12 protein-coding genes and 1 other RNA gene are annotated in these 14650 nt (G+C 42.1%); 9 read left to right on the top strand and 4 right to left on the bottom strand.

The window, feature by feature from the left end:
- Nucleotides 1-205: 205 nt before the first annotated feature.
- Both metE and metF read left to right on the top strand, forming a co-directional pair.
- The gene (metE, locus tag HMPREF9625_RS09310) at nucleotides 206-2473 is read left to right on the top strand and encodes a 5-methyltetrahydropteroyltriglutamate--homocysteine S-methyltransferase (protein ID WP_009534443.1); all 2268 of its coding nucleotides are present in this window, start codon (nucleotides 206-208) and stop codon (nucleotides 2471-2473) included.
- Nucleotides 2460-3359, top strand: coding sequence for a methylenetetrahydrofolate reductase [NAD(P)H] (gene metF, locus HMPREF9625_RS09305; protein WP_009534442.1), 900 nt, complete (start codon nucleotides 2460-2462; stop codon nucleotides 3357-3359). Before metE ends, metF begins: the two co-directional genes overlap by 14 nt.
- Before the next feature lie 188 nt (nucleotides 3360-3547).
- Here metF and HMPREF9625_RS09300 read toward each other — a convergent pair whose 3' ends face one another.
- Nucleotides 3548-4633 carry a prephenate dehydrogenase gene (locus HMPREF9625_RS09300; RefSeq protein ID WP_009534441.1) on the bottom strand — a complete coding sequence of 362 codons (1086 nt, stop codon included), beginning with the start codon at nucleotides 4631-4633 and terminating at the stop codon, nucleotides 3548-3550.
- Between the two features lie 305 nt (nucleotides 4634-4938).
- On the opposite strand from HMPREF9625_RS09300, the gene efp reads away from it, so the two are divergent.
- The 3 genes from efp (at nucleotide 4939) to yfcE (ending at nucleotide 8077) form a co-directional block, all read left to right on the top strand.
- Nucleotides 4939-5496, top strand: coding sequence for an elongation factor P (efp, locus tag HMPREF9625_RS09295; protein ID WP_009534440.1), 558 nt, complete (start codon nucleotides 4939-4941; stop codon nucleotides 5494-5496).
- Between the two features lie 222 nt (nucleotides 5497-5718).
- Nucleotides 5719-7521, top strand: a complete 1803-nt coding sequence (gene argS / locus HMPREF9625_RS09290; RefSeq protein ID WP_009534439.1) for an arginine--tRNA ligase — start codon at nucleotides 5719-5721, stop codon at nucleotides 7519-7521.
- Between the two features lies 1 nt (nucleotide 7522).
- The gene (gene yfcE, locus HMPREF9625_RS09285) at nucleotides 7523-8077 is read left to right on the top strand and encodes a phosphodiesterase (RefSeq protein ID WP_009534438.1); all 555 of its coding nucleotides are present in this window, start codon (nucleotides 7523-7525) and stop codon (nucleotides 8075-8077) included.
- A 169-nt stretch (nucleotides 8078-8246) separates the two neighbouring features.
- Here the strand turns inward: yfcE and ssrA are convergent.
- Nucleotides 8247-8589, bottom strand: a transfer-messenger RNA (tmRNA) gene (gene ssrA, locus HMPREF9625_RS11185).
- A 187-nt stretch (nucleotides 8590-8776) separates the two neighbouring features.
- Between ssrA and HMPREF9625_RS09280 the strand changes: the two genes are divergently transcribed.
- The 3 genes from HMPREF9625_RS09280 (at nucleotide 8777) to HMPREF9625_RS09270 (ending at nucleotide 12121) form a co-directional block, all read left to right on the top strand.
- The gene (locus HMPREF9625_RS09280) at nucleotides 8777-9622 is read left to right on the top strand and encodes a DUF364 domain-containing protein (protein WP_009534437.1); all 846 of its coding nucleotides are present in this window, start codon (nucleotides 8777-8779) and stop codon (nucleotides 9620-9622) included.
- 161 nt (nucleotides 9623-9783) lie between these two features.
- Nucleotides 9784-11325, top strand: coding sequence for a glutamine-hydrolyzing GMP synthase (gene guaA / locus HMPREF9625_RS09275; RefSeq protein WP_009534435.1), 1542 nt, complete (start codon nucleotides 9784-9786; stop codon nucleotides 11323-11325).
- A 322-nt stretch (nucleotides 11326-11647) separates the two neighbouring features.
- Nucleotides 11648-12121, top strand: a complete 474-nt coding sequence (locus tag HMPREF9625_RS09270; RefSeq protein ID WP_154650199.1) for a hypothetical protein — start codon at nucleotides 11648-11650, stop codon at nucleotides 12119-12121.
- Nucleotides 12122-12547: 426 nt separating this feature from the next.
- Here HMPREF9625_RS09270 and HMPREF9625_RS09265 read toward each other — a convergent pair whose 3' ends face one another.
- Both HMPREF9625_RS09265 and HMPREF9625_RS11500 read right to left on the bottom strand, forming a co-directional pair.
- Complete coding sequence (locus HMPREF9625_RS09265) at nucleotides 12548-13324, bottom strand: IS110 family transposase (RefSeq protein WP_009537994.1); 777 nt, start codon at nucleotides 13322-13324, stop codon at nucleotides 12548-12550.
- A gap of 33 nt (nucleotides 13325-13357) precedes the next feature.
- Nucleotides 13358-13498 (bottom strand): IS110 family transposase, encoded by a 141-nt coding sequence (locus HMPREF9625_RS11500; protein WP_009534431.1) that lies wholly within the window; start codon nucleotides 13496-13498, stop codon nucleotides 13358-13360.
- A gap of 273 nt (nucleotides 13499-13771) precedes the next feature.
- Between HMPREF9625_RS11500 and HMPREF9625_RS09260 the strand changes: the two genes are divergently transcribed.
- Nucleotides 13772-14644, top strand: coding sequence for a DNA adenine methylase (locus HMPREF9625_RS09260; RefSeq protein WP_009537996.1), 873 nt, complete (start codon nucleotides 13772-13774; stop codon nucleotides 14642-14644).
- The last annotated feature ends 6 nt before the right edge of the window (nucleotides 14645-14650 follow it).

The raw sequence follows: 14650 nt of genomic DNA, 5'->3' as shown, positions 1-14650 counted from the left end.
TAATGAAGAGGACTTGGATATAGTTCAAAGCTATAACCAAGTCCTGTTTTTTTGTATTTTTCAAAGGAAGGCTCTTTGCGCTATCCTATATCCAGTTCAGAAACTAGGGATAAATAAAACTATCCCGCGGCTCTTTCAGAAATATTCTATAGAGCAGTTAAAAAAGTAAGAGTAAAACCAAAAGGAAAAGTAAGGAGAAATATTTATGCAAACATCAGTTATCGGCTTCCCAAGAGTGGGAGAGTTAAGAGAACTCAAATTCGCAACAGAGAAGTTTTTTAAGGGCTTGGTATCCGAGCAGGAATTAGAGGCTCTTGCAAAAGACATTCGTAAAAAGCAGTGGCTGAAGATGCAGGAGAAGGAAGTGGATTTTATTCCTTCCAACGATTTTTCTTTTTATGATAACTTTTTGGATGCAGCCGTTCTTTTTAACATCATCCCGGAGCGTTACAGAGAGCTGTCCTTAAGTCCATTGGAAAAATACTTTGCAATGGCTAGAGGCTATAAGGGACCGGCAGGAGATGTGAAGGCACTTGCCATGAAGAAATGGTTCAATACGAACTATCACTACATGGTGGCGGAGATTTCCGATAAGGATGAGATTTCTCTTGTGGGAGATAAGCCCTTTAAGGAGTACGAAGAAGCGAAGGCCTTAGGAGTAGAGACTAAACCTGTGGTAATTGGACCATTTACCTTATTAAAGCTCCTTCGCTATACCGAGAAGAAGACGGAGAAAGATTTCTTACAGCAGGCGGTATCCGCGTACAAGGCTTATGTGGAAAAGTTTGTGTCTCTCGGTGCGAAATGGCTGGCCTTTGATGAAGCTTACCTTGTGAGAGACTTGGATAAGGAAGATCTTGCGCTTTTCATTGCTTTATATCAGGAGATTCTTTCCGTAAAGGGCGAGACTAAGGTTTTGTTGCAGACCTATTTTGGGGATGTACGAGATGCTTTCGAAAGTATCTTAGCCCTTCCCTTTGACGGTATCGGTTTAGATTTCCTCGAAGGAAAAGAAACAAAGAATCTGGTAGCTAAGGGCTTCCCGAAGGATAAGCTCCTTTTTGCAGGACTTGTAAACGGAAAGAATATCTGGAGAAACCATTACGAGAAGACCATAGAGCAAGTAAAGGATTTGGAGGCTAAGGGTATTTCCGTAGTGCTTGGCACTTCCTGTTCCCTGCTTCATGTTCCCTATACTTTAGAAGGGGAAAATAAGCTCTCCGCAGAAGTAAAGAGACATTTCAGCTTTGCGGTAGAAAAGCTTTCCGAGCTTTTGGATTTAAAGAAGGTATTAAGCGGAAAAGCCGAGTCAAGCGTGTTAGAGGAAAATAAAGCCCTCTTTGCTTCTGTAAGACCGAACAGTGAAGACAAGGCGGTAAAGGAGCGTTGTGCAGCGATTACCGATGCAGATTATACAAGACTTCCCGCCTTTTCCGAGAGAGAAAAGATTCAAAAAGAAGAGTTTAAGCTTCCTCTTTTCCCGACAACGACAATCGGTTCCTTCCCGCAGAGCGCGGATGTTCGTCAGAACAGAAATGCCTTTAAGAAGGGTGAGAAGACAAAGGAAGAGTACGTTGCTTTTAACAGAGAAAAGATTGCCGAGTGGGTAAAGATTCAGGAAGACTTGGACCTTGATGTCTTGGTGCATGGTGAGTTCGAAAGAAACGACATGGTGGAGTACTTCGGAGAGCTCTTAAGCGGCTTCTTATTTACCGAAAAGGCTTGGGTGCAGTCCTACGGAACCCGTTGTGTAAAGCCGCCCATCATCTGGGGAGATGTGCGCAGACTTTCCGCTATGACGGTAGAATGGTCTACTTACGCACAGAGTTTAACAAAGCGCCCCATGAAGGGAATGCTGACAGGACCGGTAACCATCTTAAACTGGTCCTTCCCGAGAGAAGATATCAGCATTGCGGAAAGCACAAAGCAGATTGCCTTGGCCATTCGAGATGAGGTTTTGGACTTAGAGAAGAACGGCATCAAGATTATCCAGGTTGATGAAGCGGCTTTAAGAGAGAAATTACCTCTTCGTAAGTCCGATTGGTACAGTGAGTACCTGGACTGGGCCATTCCCGCCTTCCGTCTGGTACACAGTGGCTGTCAGGCAAATACCCAGATTCACACTCACATGTGTTATAGCGAGTTCACCGACATTATCCCTGCAATCGACAACATGGATGCAGATGTCATTTCCTTCGAGGCTTCCCGCTCCGACTTGCAGATTTTGGATTCTTTAAGAGAGAACCATTTCCGTACAGAGGTTGGACCCGGAGTATACGACATTCACTCCCCGAGAGTCCCTTCCGTTGAAGAGATAAAGGAAGCGTTGGAAAAGATGCTTAAGAAGATAGAAAAAGAGAAGCTATGGGTCAATCCGGACTGCGGTTTAAAGACTAGAGGAAGAGAAGAGACCCTGGCAAGTTTGAAGAACCTTGTTCAGGCGGCAAAGGAATTAAGAAATGAGTATTGTTGATTTATTTCAAGATAAAACGGTGTTTTCCTTTGAGGTGTTTCCACCTCAGAGGAATGCTTCCATCGAGACAATTTACGACACCTTATATGATCTTCGGGACTTAAGACCGGATTTCATTTCCGTAACCTACGGAGCAGGAGGCGGAAAGAATAATGTAAGTACCGTCCCCATTGCAGAGCATATCAATGATATCTGCCATGTGCCGAGCGTAGTACATTTTCCCTGTGTAAATCAGAGTAAGAAGGATGTACTGGAAAAAATCGAGGAGTTGAAGGCTGCCGGAATTGAAAACATTTTGGCATTGAGAGGAGATATACCCGAGGGAGAAAGAAACCAAGGAGATTTTCGTTATGCTTCCGACCTGATTGCTTTCTTGAGAGAGCACGGGGATTTCAATATTTCCGCGGCGTGCTACCCGGAAGGACACCTTGAGAGTCCGGATAAGGTAGAAGATATCCGGAACTTAAAAAACAAGGTGGATGCAGGTGTGAATCACTTGATTTCGCAGCTTTTCTTTGAAAATAAGCACTTCTATATCTTCCAAGAGCGTTGTGCCTTAGCGGGAATCAATGTTCCGATTGAGGCGGGGATTATGCCCGTTATCAATAAAAGACAGGTTCAAAAGATGGCCAGCCTCTGTGGGGTAAACGTTCCGAAGAAGTTCCAGAGAATCTTGGAAAAATATGAGGACAATCCTGTTGCTATGCGAGACGCGGGAATCGCTTATGCCGTAGACCAGATTGTGGATTTGGTTACCCACGGGGTTGACGGCGTGCACCTTTACACCATGAACAATTCCTATATCGCAAGAAAAATCTATAAGGCAACGCACAGTCTTTTTGAGTCAACAAACAAGGGGGCTAAGAAAGCCAGCAGTTCGGCATAAGAATAAATCCTCAGATGAAAACGAAAATGTACCTTTCTACAAATAATGAGTAGATAAGGTACATTTTTTCTGATTTTTAACAAGTGGCGCAAGTGCAGCCAGAGACATCTTGTTCATAGCAAGTATCGCTCACCAGGCATGTGGTATCTCGTTTATTGAGTGAAATTCCGGAAAGCAGAGAAAGAATTTTAAAAACGAAAGCCGTACTTATGAAGCAGTTTCTTTGCCATTTCGCAGTCCTCACCCGTGTAAAAGGATAGTTGCAAAGCCCCTTCTCCCTTTTCTCTATTGTGATTGATGCCGATGTTTCGAATGCTTACCATATTGGATGCAAGGATAGTCGAAATGATGGAAATGGCACCGGGGTGATCCTGCACATGAAGAGAAATAGCATATTCACTTTGGATGAGTCCTTGCGCGGAACTGTCCATGGAATTCCGGTATTCACCGGATTCTTGGAAGAGCTCCATAACAGCATGGGGCTCCTCTTTTTTTATAGAAGTCTTGATGTCTTCCAACAAAGTAATGTAATCCTCAATCATGTCTATAATAGGTGCCTTGTTGCTTAGGCAGATTTGCTGCCACATGATGGGAGAAGAGGAGGCAATACGACTGATGTCTTTAAAGCCGCCGGCCGCAAGCTTTTTCATTGTGCCCTTTTCGTCTTCCTCCTTTAAAAGCTTCACAAGACTTGCGGCAAGGAGATGCGGAAGATGACTTACGCAGGCTACAGATTTATCATGTTCTTTCGGACTCATGACAAAGGGAATGCTTCCGATAGAGGAGAGGAAGCTCTGCATTTTTTCAGTCAGTTCGTTCGGAAAAGTCTTCCCCGGTGTAAGAAGATAATAAGCATTTTCCAAAAGAAGAGAATCGGAGGCCTGATAGCCGGAAACTTCCGCACCGGCCATGGGGTGCCCGCCTATAAATCGGGAAGAAAGTCCCAGTTCTTCCGCTTCCTTCATGATGGCGGTTTTGGTAGAGCCGACATCCGATAAGATAGTATGAGAGGAAAGCAGAGTCTTAAGTTCCTTTAAAAAGGCTCGGTTCTGCTCTACAGGAGCACATAAGAAGAGGAGATCCGTATCTTTTTCTATTTCTTTCAGGCTTTTTAGCTCTTGATTTACCACAGCTTCCGCCAGAGCAATCTGTATAGAATGTTCATCTTTATCGAGAACGGAAATATGGGAATCGGGATAAGCCTTTTTTATGGCCTTTGCTAAAGAGCCTCCAATTAATCCTAAACCGATAAAGGTAAAGTGTTTCCATTCCATATTTTCCCCTCCATTTTCCTTGAAAAGCAATCTGTATAGCAAAATCGAATCTTTTTTTACAGCGTAATAACGAAGCGAAAAAAATCGATCGAAGCTGAACTCTTTTCTTTGATTCATTATTCAAAAATTATACATAAAAATTCAAATTTATAAAAGTGAAGCGTAGGAATAAAGGTACTGAAACGCCTTATTTTCAAGAAACGCTTGCGTGCATTTTCATTTTATATTAAAATTGACTGCGAGTTTAGGGTAGAACTATGCCCTCGTGGCGGTTTCCCATAAGTAGAAGATATTTAGGAGGATTTATGATTTCTGCAGGTGATTTCAGAAATGGTATAACCATCGAGATGGATGGACAGGTAGTTCAGATTATAGAGTTCCAGCATGTTAAGCCGGGTAAGGGGGCTGCTTTCGTCCGAACCAAGTTAAGAAATGTGATTAATGGCGGTGTAACCGACAAGACTTTCCGTCCGACCGAGAAGTTCCCGGCAGCAAGAATCGACCGAGTAGATATGCAGTATCTGTATGATGACGGAGAGATGTACAACTTCATGAACAACGAGACCTTTGAGCAGATTGCACTCTCTCATGAGCAGATTGCCGACTCCATGAAGTTTGTAAAGGAAAATGAAATAGTTAAAGTTATTTCTTATCAGGGAAATGTCTTTTCTGTAGAGCCTCCTTTGAAGGTTACCTTGGAAGTCGTTCATACCGAGCCAGGTATTAAGGGCAATACTTCCACAGGTGCAACCAAGCCGGCTACTGTAGAGACAGGCGTTGAGGTTCAGGTTCCCTTGTTTGTAAATATCGGAGATAAGATTATCATTTCCACACAGACAGGAGACTATGAGTCCAGAGCATAAATTTTATGCATAAGAACATTGTGCAAGGAGCACAATGTCTTGTCTAGATAAGAAATAGACTTCCGATTCAGGAAGTCTTTTTCCGTAGTATAAGGAGGTTTTTCAGAACCGGGAAGTATTCAGAGTCAGGCTTCCGATTATTGCAGTAAAAAATTATATTAATGTATTGCGAGTGTCGTCTAAAGGGATGTAGGCACTCATTTAGCAAAAGAAAGGATGAACATGGAAAGCGTAAAGAAGATTTTACAAGGGGCTGTAGAGCTTGCATTTGAGTCTGCCGGATATGAAAAAGAACTGGGAAAGGTCACGATTTCCAATCGTCCCGACCTTTGCGACTATCAGAGTAATGGTGCTTTAATCGGTGCAAAGAAGTATCAGAAGAACCCGATTGAGCTTGCTGAAGATGTACAGAAGTATCTAGAGGGCGATAAGGCTCTATCCGTACCCTTGTTTTCCAAGGTGGAAGTGGTAAAGCCCGGATTTTTGAATATGACACTTTCTCCGGCATTTCTTGCAAAATATTGCAGCTTGATGGCGGAAGATGAGAAAAACGGTTTGGATCCGAAGGAAGGACAGAAAGTTCTTGTGGACTACGGCGGAGCAAATGTAGCAAAGCCCCTTCATGTAGGGCACCTTCGTTCCGCATCCATCGGAGAAGCTTTAAAGCGTCTGGCTATCCGTATGGGAAATGAAGCAGTAGGTGATGTGCACCTCGGTGACTTCGGCTTACAGATGGGACTAATCATCGGAGAGCTGGAAGAAAGAGGAGAGCTGGAGAAAGATTTTACCATCGGTGAACTCGAGGAAATCTATCCCATGGCTTCCGCGAAGGCAAAGGAGAAGAATCCTGACGGCAGTTTAAAGAACGAGGAATACGCAAACCGCGCAAAGGATATTACGGTAAGACTGCAAAAGGGCGAAGAGAAGTACAAGAAGGTTTGGGAGAAGATTATGAAGGTCTCCATTGCCGACTTAAAGAAGAACTACGATGCTCTTGATGTACATTTTGAGATCTGGAAGGGTGAGTCCGATGCGGAGCCTTATTTCCCAAGACTCATTGAGATTTTGGAAGAGAAGGGACTTTCCTATCGCTCGAACGGTGCTCTTGTCGTGGATATTGCAGAGCCGGAAGATAAGAAAGAACTGCCTCCCTGTATGATTTTAAAGTCCGACGGAGCAAGCCTTTATGCCACCTCCGACCTCGGAACCATTATGGATAGAGAGAAACTCTATCCGCAGAACTGGTATCTTTATGTGGCGGACAGCCGTCAGGAGCTGCATTACACCTCCTTCTTCCGTGTAGGAAGAAAGGCGGAGCTCCTTCCGAAGGAAACAAAGCTCACCTTCATGGGATTCGGAACCATGAACGGAAAGGACGGAAAGCCCTTTAAGACAAGAGATGGCGGAGTGCTTCGTTTAGAGAAGCTCATTGACGAGATTCGGGACTCCGTACTTTCCCGTATGGAAGAAGGAAAGGATACCGGACTCACGAGCGAAGAGAGACAGGAAACCGCAAAGGTTATCGCTCTTGCAGCCTTAAAGTACGGTGATCTTTCCAACCAGATTACAAAGGACTATATTTTCGACCTGGAGAAGTTCAGTGCTTTTGAAGGAAATACCGGTCCTTATATTTTGTATACTATCGTGCGTATTGCCTCTATCTTACGGAAATACGCTGAGGCAAACGGAGAGAGCTCTGCAGATACCGCAACATGGATTAAGAACTATGGAAAGAACTACAAGATTCAGTCCGATGAGGAGCCTTCTTTACTTGCGCTTCAGAAGCAGATTATCGTATTTGCCGACGAAATGAATGACGCTTGGAAGGAACTTGCACCGCATAAGATCTGCGGATACATCTATGCATTGGCAAACAGCTTCAATGCGTTCTACCACAATGTAAAGATTCTTGGAGAAGAGAATAAGGAGAAGCAGAAGAACTATATTGCTCACCTCGCCCTTACCTGGAGAATCCTGACCGATGCAATCCATGTACTTGGATTCTCTGCTCCGGAGAAGATGTAAGATGAAGTATTTTGTTATGAGCGACTTACACGGCTCAGCTTATTATACAAAGAAGCTTTTGGATATCTACAAGGCGGGAGAGTATGAAAAGCTTCTCCTCCTTGGAGATCTCCTTTATCATGGTCCGCGAAATGATTTACCGAAGGACTATGCGCCGAAGGAAGTTATTGCGATGCTGAATCCTCTTAAGGATGAAATCCTTGCAGTACGAGGAAACTGTGACGCGGAAGTGGATCAAATGGTACTGGACTTTCCCATTATGGCAGATTATGCGCTGCTTGACTTGGGAAGTAGAAGCATTTTCTTAAGTCACGGGCATGTGTATAATCATGAAAGTTTTCCTCTTAGAAAGAATGGCGATGTCTTTTTGCAGGGACATACCCACCTTCCTGTTGCGGAGAAGAAGGAGCGGGACGGAAAGTTTTATTTCCACTTAAATCCGGGATCTGCAAGTCTTCCGAAGGAAGGAAACCCGAACAGCTACGGGGTACTTACGGAGAAGGGATTTGCGATTTATACCTTAGACGGGGAAGTGCTGAAGGAAGTGGAGTTTTGATAGGGAAGAGTAAGTCAAGTCAAGCTTTATCTTTGATACATGTTATAAATGAAATATTGCAGATATTGTAGCGATATTCGTTATCAGTGAGATACTGCAAAACAAATTTGTAAAGAATAAAAAAACAGCAGATTTTAGGCCAATATCGGCTTAAATCTGCTGTTTTTCATCGTGGACCTGATGGGAGTCGAACCCATGTCCGAAAACGAATTCCCTTTCCTTCTACTATCATAGTACACTTCAAGATTCCCCACTCATAAAAGCTGTGCACCTCTTTTATGAGTCGGTATCCTCTACATACGCCCGAGCATGGGAGGAACCATACGCGTCGTTTCCCACATAAATGAGGTCAGGATCTTCTCCTGTGAGTGAGAGAAGGCTGGCCAGCAGCGCTTAGGCTGCTAATGCGTAACTATTATCGTTAGCGTTTAATTTTAATTTTGAAGTTTAACGCGACTTCTTTCGGATAGCTTCTAAAGCTGCATCATCCCCGTCGAAACCGGTACAAGCCCATATACAGTTTTTTATTTTACGGGAAAATGCGGAATTTGTAAAGAATCTCATTTCTTTCAATTTAGCTTCAATAGAGTAAAGATTTCTTTCAATAGAGTAAAGATTTTGTCAGTGGATAAAAATTCAAGGCTTTAATGAGATTTATCATGTTATAATGACAGAAAATTCATTTGAAGGAGCAGTACAATGAAAGATCTGCAGAAAATTGAGGGAAGCAATATTTTCTTAAAAGAATGCATTCATGAAATTGAAAATGCGGTGGATTTGGACTCTATCACTGTGGAAAGGGCTGTTTTCGGCCTTTTTTTCTCCGGTGTGAAGCTTTCTACAGGGCATGGAGGCCTATGTTTTACTCCGGTAAAAGAGATTCCGGAGGCGGTGTGCTGTCCAAGTTCCGCGAAAGCTATGCCCTTTTCCGGAAAACTTAAAGGGAGAGCAGTTAAGGCCTATCTTGAGGATATTTTTTCGGAAAATATTCTAAGAAGAACTCTGGGAATTGCGGCGTTAAATGCCTTGAGCACATTAGTATGGGAAAAGACGGCGCATCCGGAGTATGAGCTTCTTTACGGTGCGGATGCTTTTGATGAAATTGATGTAAAAAAATATAATAAATCCGTGGTGGTGGGAGCATTGGTACCCATGATTCGAAAGCTTATGCAGGAAAATGCGGATTTTCATATTTTGGAAAAGGACATAAGGACTCTGAAAGAACGGGAAATGCCTTATTTTCTTCCTCCGGAAAGGGCAGGCGAATGTGTGCCTTACGCAGATTTGCTGGTGATTACCGGAGTGACCATCTTAAATGACACTTTGCCGGAGCTTTTATCTATGGCAAAAAAGAATGCGGAAATTCTTGTGGTAGGCCCCACTGCAAGCATGCTTCCCGACTGCCTCTTTTCCAAGGGAGTAACGATGCTTGGCGGTATTCAGGTCACGAAAGCGGATGAACTTTTGGACATCATCAGTGAAGGTGGTTCCGGCTATCATTTCTTCGGAAAATATGCGGAAAGAACCGTACTTAGGCGGAAGTAATGACGGTTCGAAAATATCAGTTCAATATCGCTAAATATCTGCTAAATATCTTCTTGCCGACTCTTGCTTTAGGGATTAAAGATAAACTATAATGAATTCGATTTTGTGTAAGCGAAAGTCGCTTACTTAATTGGACGAATAGAAGAAAAGGGGAAAACAGCATGAATCATGAGAAGATTCTCGTATTGGATTTTGGTGGACAGTACAACCAGTTGATTGCCCGGAGAGTAAGAGACGAAGGGGTTTATGCAGAGGTTTACAGTTCCGACATTGGTATAGAGAAGATTAAAGAATTAAGTCCCAAGGGAATCATCTTTACCGGGGGACCTCAGTCCGTGTACAAGGAGGAGAGCCAGCATATCGGAAAGGAAATTTTTGAGCTGGGCATCCCCATTTTCGGCTTCTGCTATGGAGCGCAGCTGATTGCCTATGAGCTTGGAGGAGAGGTGGCTACCGCCCCTGTCAGCGAATATGGAAAGACGGAAACCCATGTGGAGAAGACCTCCGTGCTTTTCTCCGATGTTTCGGAAGAGACCACCGTTTTCATGTCCCACACCGATTATATTGCCAAGGTGCCGGAGGGCTTTACAATTACCGCCCATACCGAGCATTGTCCTGTTGCGGGAATGGAAGATGTAAATAGACAGATTTATGCGGTGCAGTTCCACCCGGAGGTACAGCATAGCGTGGAAGGGCAGAAGATGATTCATCATTTTCTCTATGACGTCTGCAAATGTACCGGAGACTGGAAAATGGCGTCCTTCGTGGAGGAGCAAGTTTCCCTTTTGAAAAAGAAAATCGGCTCCGGCAAGGTGCTTTTAGCCCTTTCCGGCGGTGTGGACAGCTCTGTTGCAGCAGGGCTTCTTTCCAGAGCCATCGGAAAGCAGTTGTACTGCGTATTCGTGGACCACGGCCTTCTTCGGAAAAATGAAGGCGATCAGGTAGAGGAAATCTTCGGAGAAAAGGGAGATTTCGAGTTAAACTTTGTCCGGGTAAATGCCGGTGAAGAGTATTTTGAGAAATTAGCCGGGGTGGAAGATCCGGAGAAGAAGAGAAAGATTATCGGAGAGCAGTTTATCCGTATCTTTGAGCGTGAGGCCAATAAAATCGGAGCAGTGGACTTCCTTGCCCAGGGAACCATTTACGCAGACGTAGTGGAATCCGGCCTTGGAAAGGGCGCAGTGATCAAGTCCCACCACAATGTAGGGGGACTTCCGAAGAATATTTCCTTTAAGGAAATCGTGGAGCCCTTGCGCCTGCTTTTTAAGGACGAGGTGCGTAAGGTAGGACTGGAGCTTGGCCTTCCGGAGCATCTGGTTTATCGTCAGCCATTCCCGGGACCGGGACTTGGGGTAAGAATTATCGGAGAAGTAACTCCTGAGAAGGTTCGCATGGTACAGGATGCGGACTTCATTTACCGTGAGGAAATCGAGAAGGCAGGACTTTCCCGTTTCTACAGCCAGTATTTTGCCGCCCTCACCAATATGCGCTCCGTAGGTGTTATGGGGGACTTCCGTACCTACGACTATGCGGTGGCTCTCCGTGCGGTGATTACCGATGACTTTATGACCGCAGAATGCGCAGATATCCCCTTTAGCGTACTCCAGAGGGTGATGAATCGAATCGTGAATGAGGTCAAGGGAGTGAATAGGGTGTTCTATGATTTGACATCCAAGCCACCAGGAACGATTGAGATGGAGTAGGGTTAATTGCTATGGAGATATGATTTAATAAGTATATTTCATCTTTCAATGAACAAAAAATATATATTACTTTTTTGTTTGTTAATAATAATGGAGAGCAGTCTGTTTTTGTATAAAAGAAAGGAAAGGATATGTTCAATTACCTATTTCAGAGATATCAAGTAGAGGTTCGCCCGAAAAGATTAATGAAGGATTTAGACTTGTTTGATAAATTTTTGTTTTTTTAACTATATTATTTGGAGTGGCTTTTATTGTACATTATTTTCTTAGGAATAGTGTTTCTCTTGTAATAACCTTTATATTATGTTCTATAGTTATTATTATGTTTTACTATAGAGAGCATTCGCCTAAAAAAAATCAAATTATTGAAAAAAGAATCAAGCCTTATGTTAACGAGACAATGATGAATATGTTATCTTTATTAAAAGATTTTGATGTGAATATTGAAAGTAATGAAGAACTGGATTGTCTAATAGTTTTAGCGCAGAAAGAAAAGGAATTATATGATAGTTTTAAGCCTACAAAACAAGCTTTTTATGGATTAGGCAAATTCTTTTTATCCCCATCGTTGGCCGCTTTTTTAGCGGTATATTTTGATAAAAATAATGTAGATAGTATTTTTACAAATGCTATTTATGTGTTATTTGTTTTTTTAGTTATATTTATCTTATTTTTCTTATTATCTATGATAAATAAACTTGTCAATTATGATGAACGTGATCTGGATAATTTAATAAGTGATATAGAAGATATAAAGGCTTTTAAACATTTCGCATTGAGTAAAATTGGTAAATAATGAAAATGTATTATGTAAGGTTTAAATATCTGAGTTAAAAGAACTATAATATTGTCATAATACAGTGCTCTTTTAAAAGGCTTTTTTATAATAGAATGATATATAATGTCATTAGTAACCTTGAGAATCATAGAAAGTATATTGTTAATATTATTGAGACTCTTTTTATAGCTATATGTATCTATTCGGGAGAAAGAGATTTTATTAAGTTATATTGTCTGGGGCGATGTCTTTATATTGTGTATAGAAGTTATATGAAATAGCGTATAATATAGTTCAGCAAAATTAATAGGAGACCAACTATGAAAAATCAACCCTGAATTAATAAAAAATTCTTTTTTCTATCGATGGTGAAAAAGAGTAAGCTTAACAAGGCTCCCGGGTGGGCGCTGTTAAACAAATCTATCGATGCGATATACAGACCTCTTAGTGGAGGTTAAATTCCAAGTCGTTTGTCATCATTATCCAGATGACTCTGACGAGCTTGCCGGCACAATGCCTCAGGGCATTGTAGTGTGTCCAGCCTTCCGCCATCTTTACATCGTAGTACGCCTTGAAGATGGCGTTATTCTTTAAAACGTTGCGAGCTGCATTTATCAGGGCATAGTGCAATACTTTGGAGCCACGCTTTGACATCTTTGTCTTACGGGCGTGAAAGTTACTCGACTGATATACAGAAGGGTCAAGACCTGCAAAGGCAAGCAGCTTACCGGGACTGGAGAAACGGTGAATATTTCCTTTTTCACCGAGTATCATTCCGCCGTTGATATAACCGATACTCGGAATGGTCATGATAACTGAGTCATTGAATTTCATGATATCAGTCATCTCTTCTTCAATCTTATTTAACTGGCTATCCAGTAACTCAATCTGTACAATGGAGTGAGTTATCTGAATAGATAGAGCACTGTCAGATGTACCGACAGACCTCCGTACAAGAACTCTTAATTCTGTGGCCTGATCTCTTGTGAAATGGCCATGCGCGTTTTTCATCAGTAGACTTGCGAGATGAGTCATATGAATGAAAGCAATGGTCTCCGGTGTAGGAGCCTCCTTCAGGAGGGCATAGACAGACTTCTGATGCAAACCGGATTTAAAAAAATATTGGAGCTCCGGAAAGACCTCATCAGCATAGGATGTAAGCTGAATTTTCAGCGACAAGGTATCGAGCAAGGTTGTCGCCATAGTGTGCCGTTGATTCAAGACCGATGATGCTGCTGTCGGGCTCTGCTTAAGCTAAATGAGCTTCGAGACCAGCATTTGGAAGCCATCAGCGTCATTTGTAAATTTAAACAGCTCAATGAGTACTTCACCGTCAGACGAGATTGCTGAGGCGAGATGGTTAAGTTTGGCAATATCAACGCCAACATAGCTCATGAGGTTGTACCTCCCTTCCTAAAGTATGATACCGTGATATCCACCAATCCGTATCATCGTAGACTTGCGTGAGATAAGTACTCATGGGTAAAACCCTATGGCACATCCAACTGATAAACAATTCAGATACAGCTAGCGGCAATACACTCCTTCAAGTAGTCAAAGCTATAGAATAAGATCAAAAGTACACAGTATCTGAATGTATTGAACCACGATATTAAAAAGAAAGGAAAGTGGTGTTTTTGCTTCTTAAAACATCGTAAAAGAAAAATAATGTTTTATTCACCGTTAAGATATCCGGGTGGTAAAGGAAAGCTTGAACCATTCATGGAGCTGATGATTAAAAAATTAAATCATGTTGGAGGCGTATATATTGAGCCGTTTGCTGGTGGCGCCGGAATTGCTATGGGGCTGCTTGAAAAAGACTTGGTAAAAGACGTCGTTATAAATGATTTAGATAAAGGCATTTATTCGTTTTGGCGTGCAGCTCTATTGGAAACAGATCGCTTTCTTGAAGAGATAATGAATGTTCCACTTACAATGGACGAATGGAGAAGGCAACGAAATATATGCTTTAATGAAAATAGAAAGTATAGTTTCGAATTAGGTTTTTCTACATTATATATGAATAGGACTAATCGATCTGGTATTATTAAGGGAGGGGTGATTGGCGGAAAATCGCAGAGAGGTAATTGGAAGCTGGATGCACGTTTTAATCGTGAAGCTTTGGCAGAACGTATTGAGAAGATTGCAAAAAGAAGGGCACATATCCATTTATATAATAAGGATATAGGTTCATTTATAGAAAGTTATCTTCCTAAATACGCGCATGATGGATTAATTTATTTTGATCCACCGTATTTTGATAAAGGCAAACAACTGTATCTTAACTTTTTTAATTATGATGACCATGTAAGAATTGAGAAAATGATTAGAGAAAAGGTTAAATGTGACTGGATTATAACCTATGATGATGTTCCTGAGATAATGCATATTTATGATGGCTATAATTTGAAAAGATATGATTTGAATTACAGCGTTTCAGAAAAAAGAAAGGCTAGTGAAATTGTTATATTTAAGACTGCACAAATGATTCCGTCTAAAGAAGAGATGGATGGGATGCGGATTTGTTTGAACTTGCGATGAGGAGGA

Source organism: Oribacterium parvum ACB1 (assembly GCF_000238055.2).
Taxonomy (GTDB): Bacteria; Bacillota; Clostridia; order Lachnospirales; family Lachnospiraceae; genus Oribacterium; species Oribacterium parvum.
Note: the sequence above shows the minus strand (reverse complement) of the source record. Positions and strands in the feature narration are given on the sequence as shown.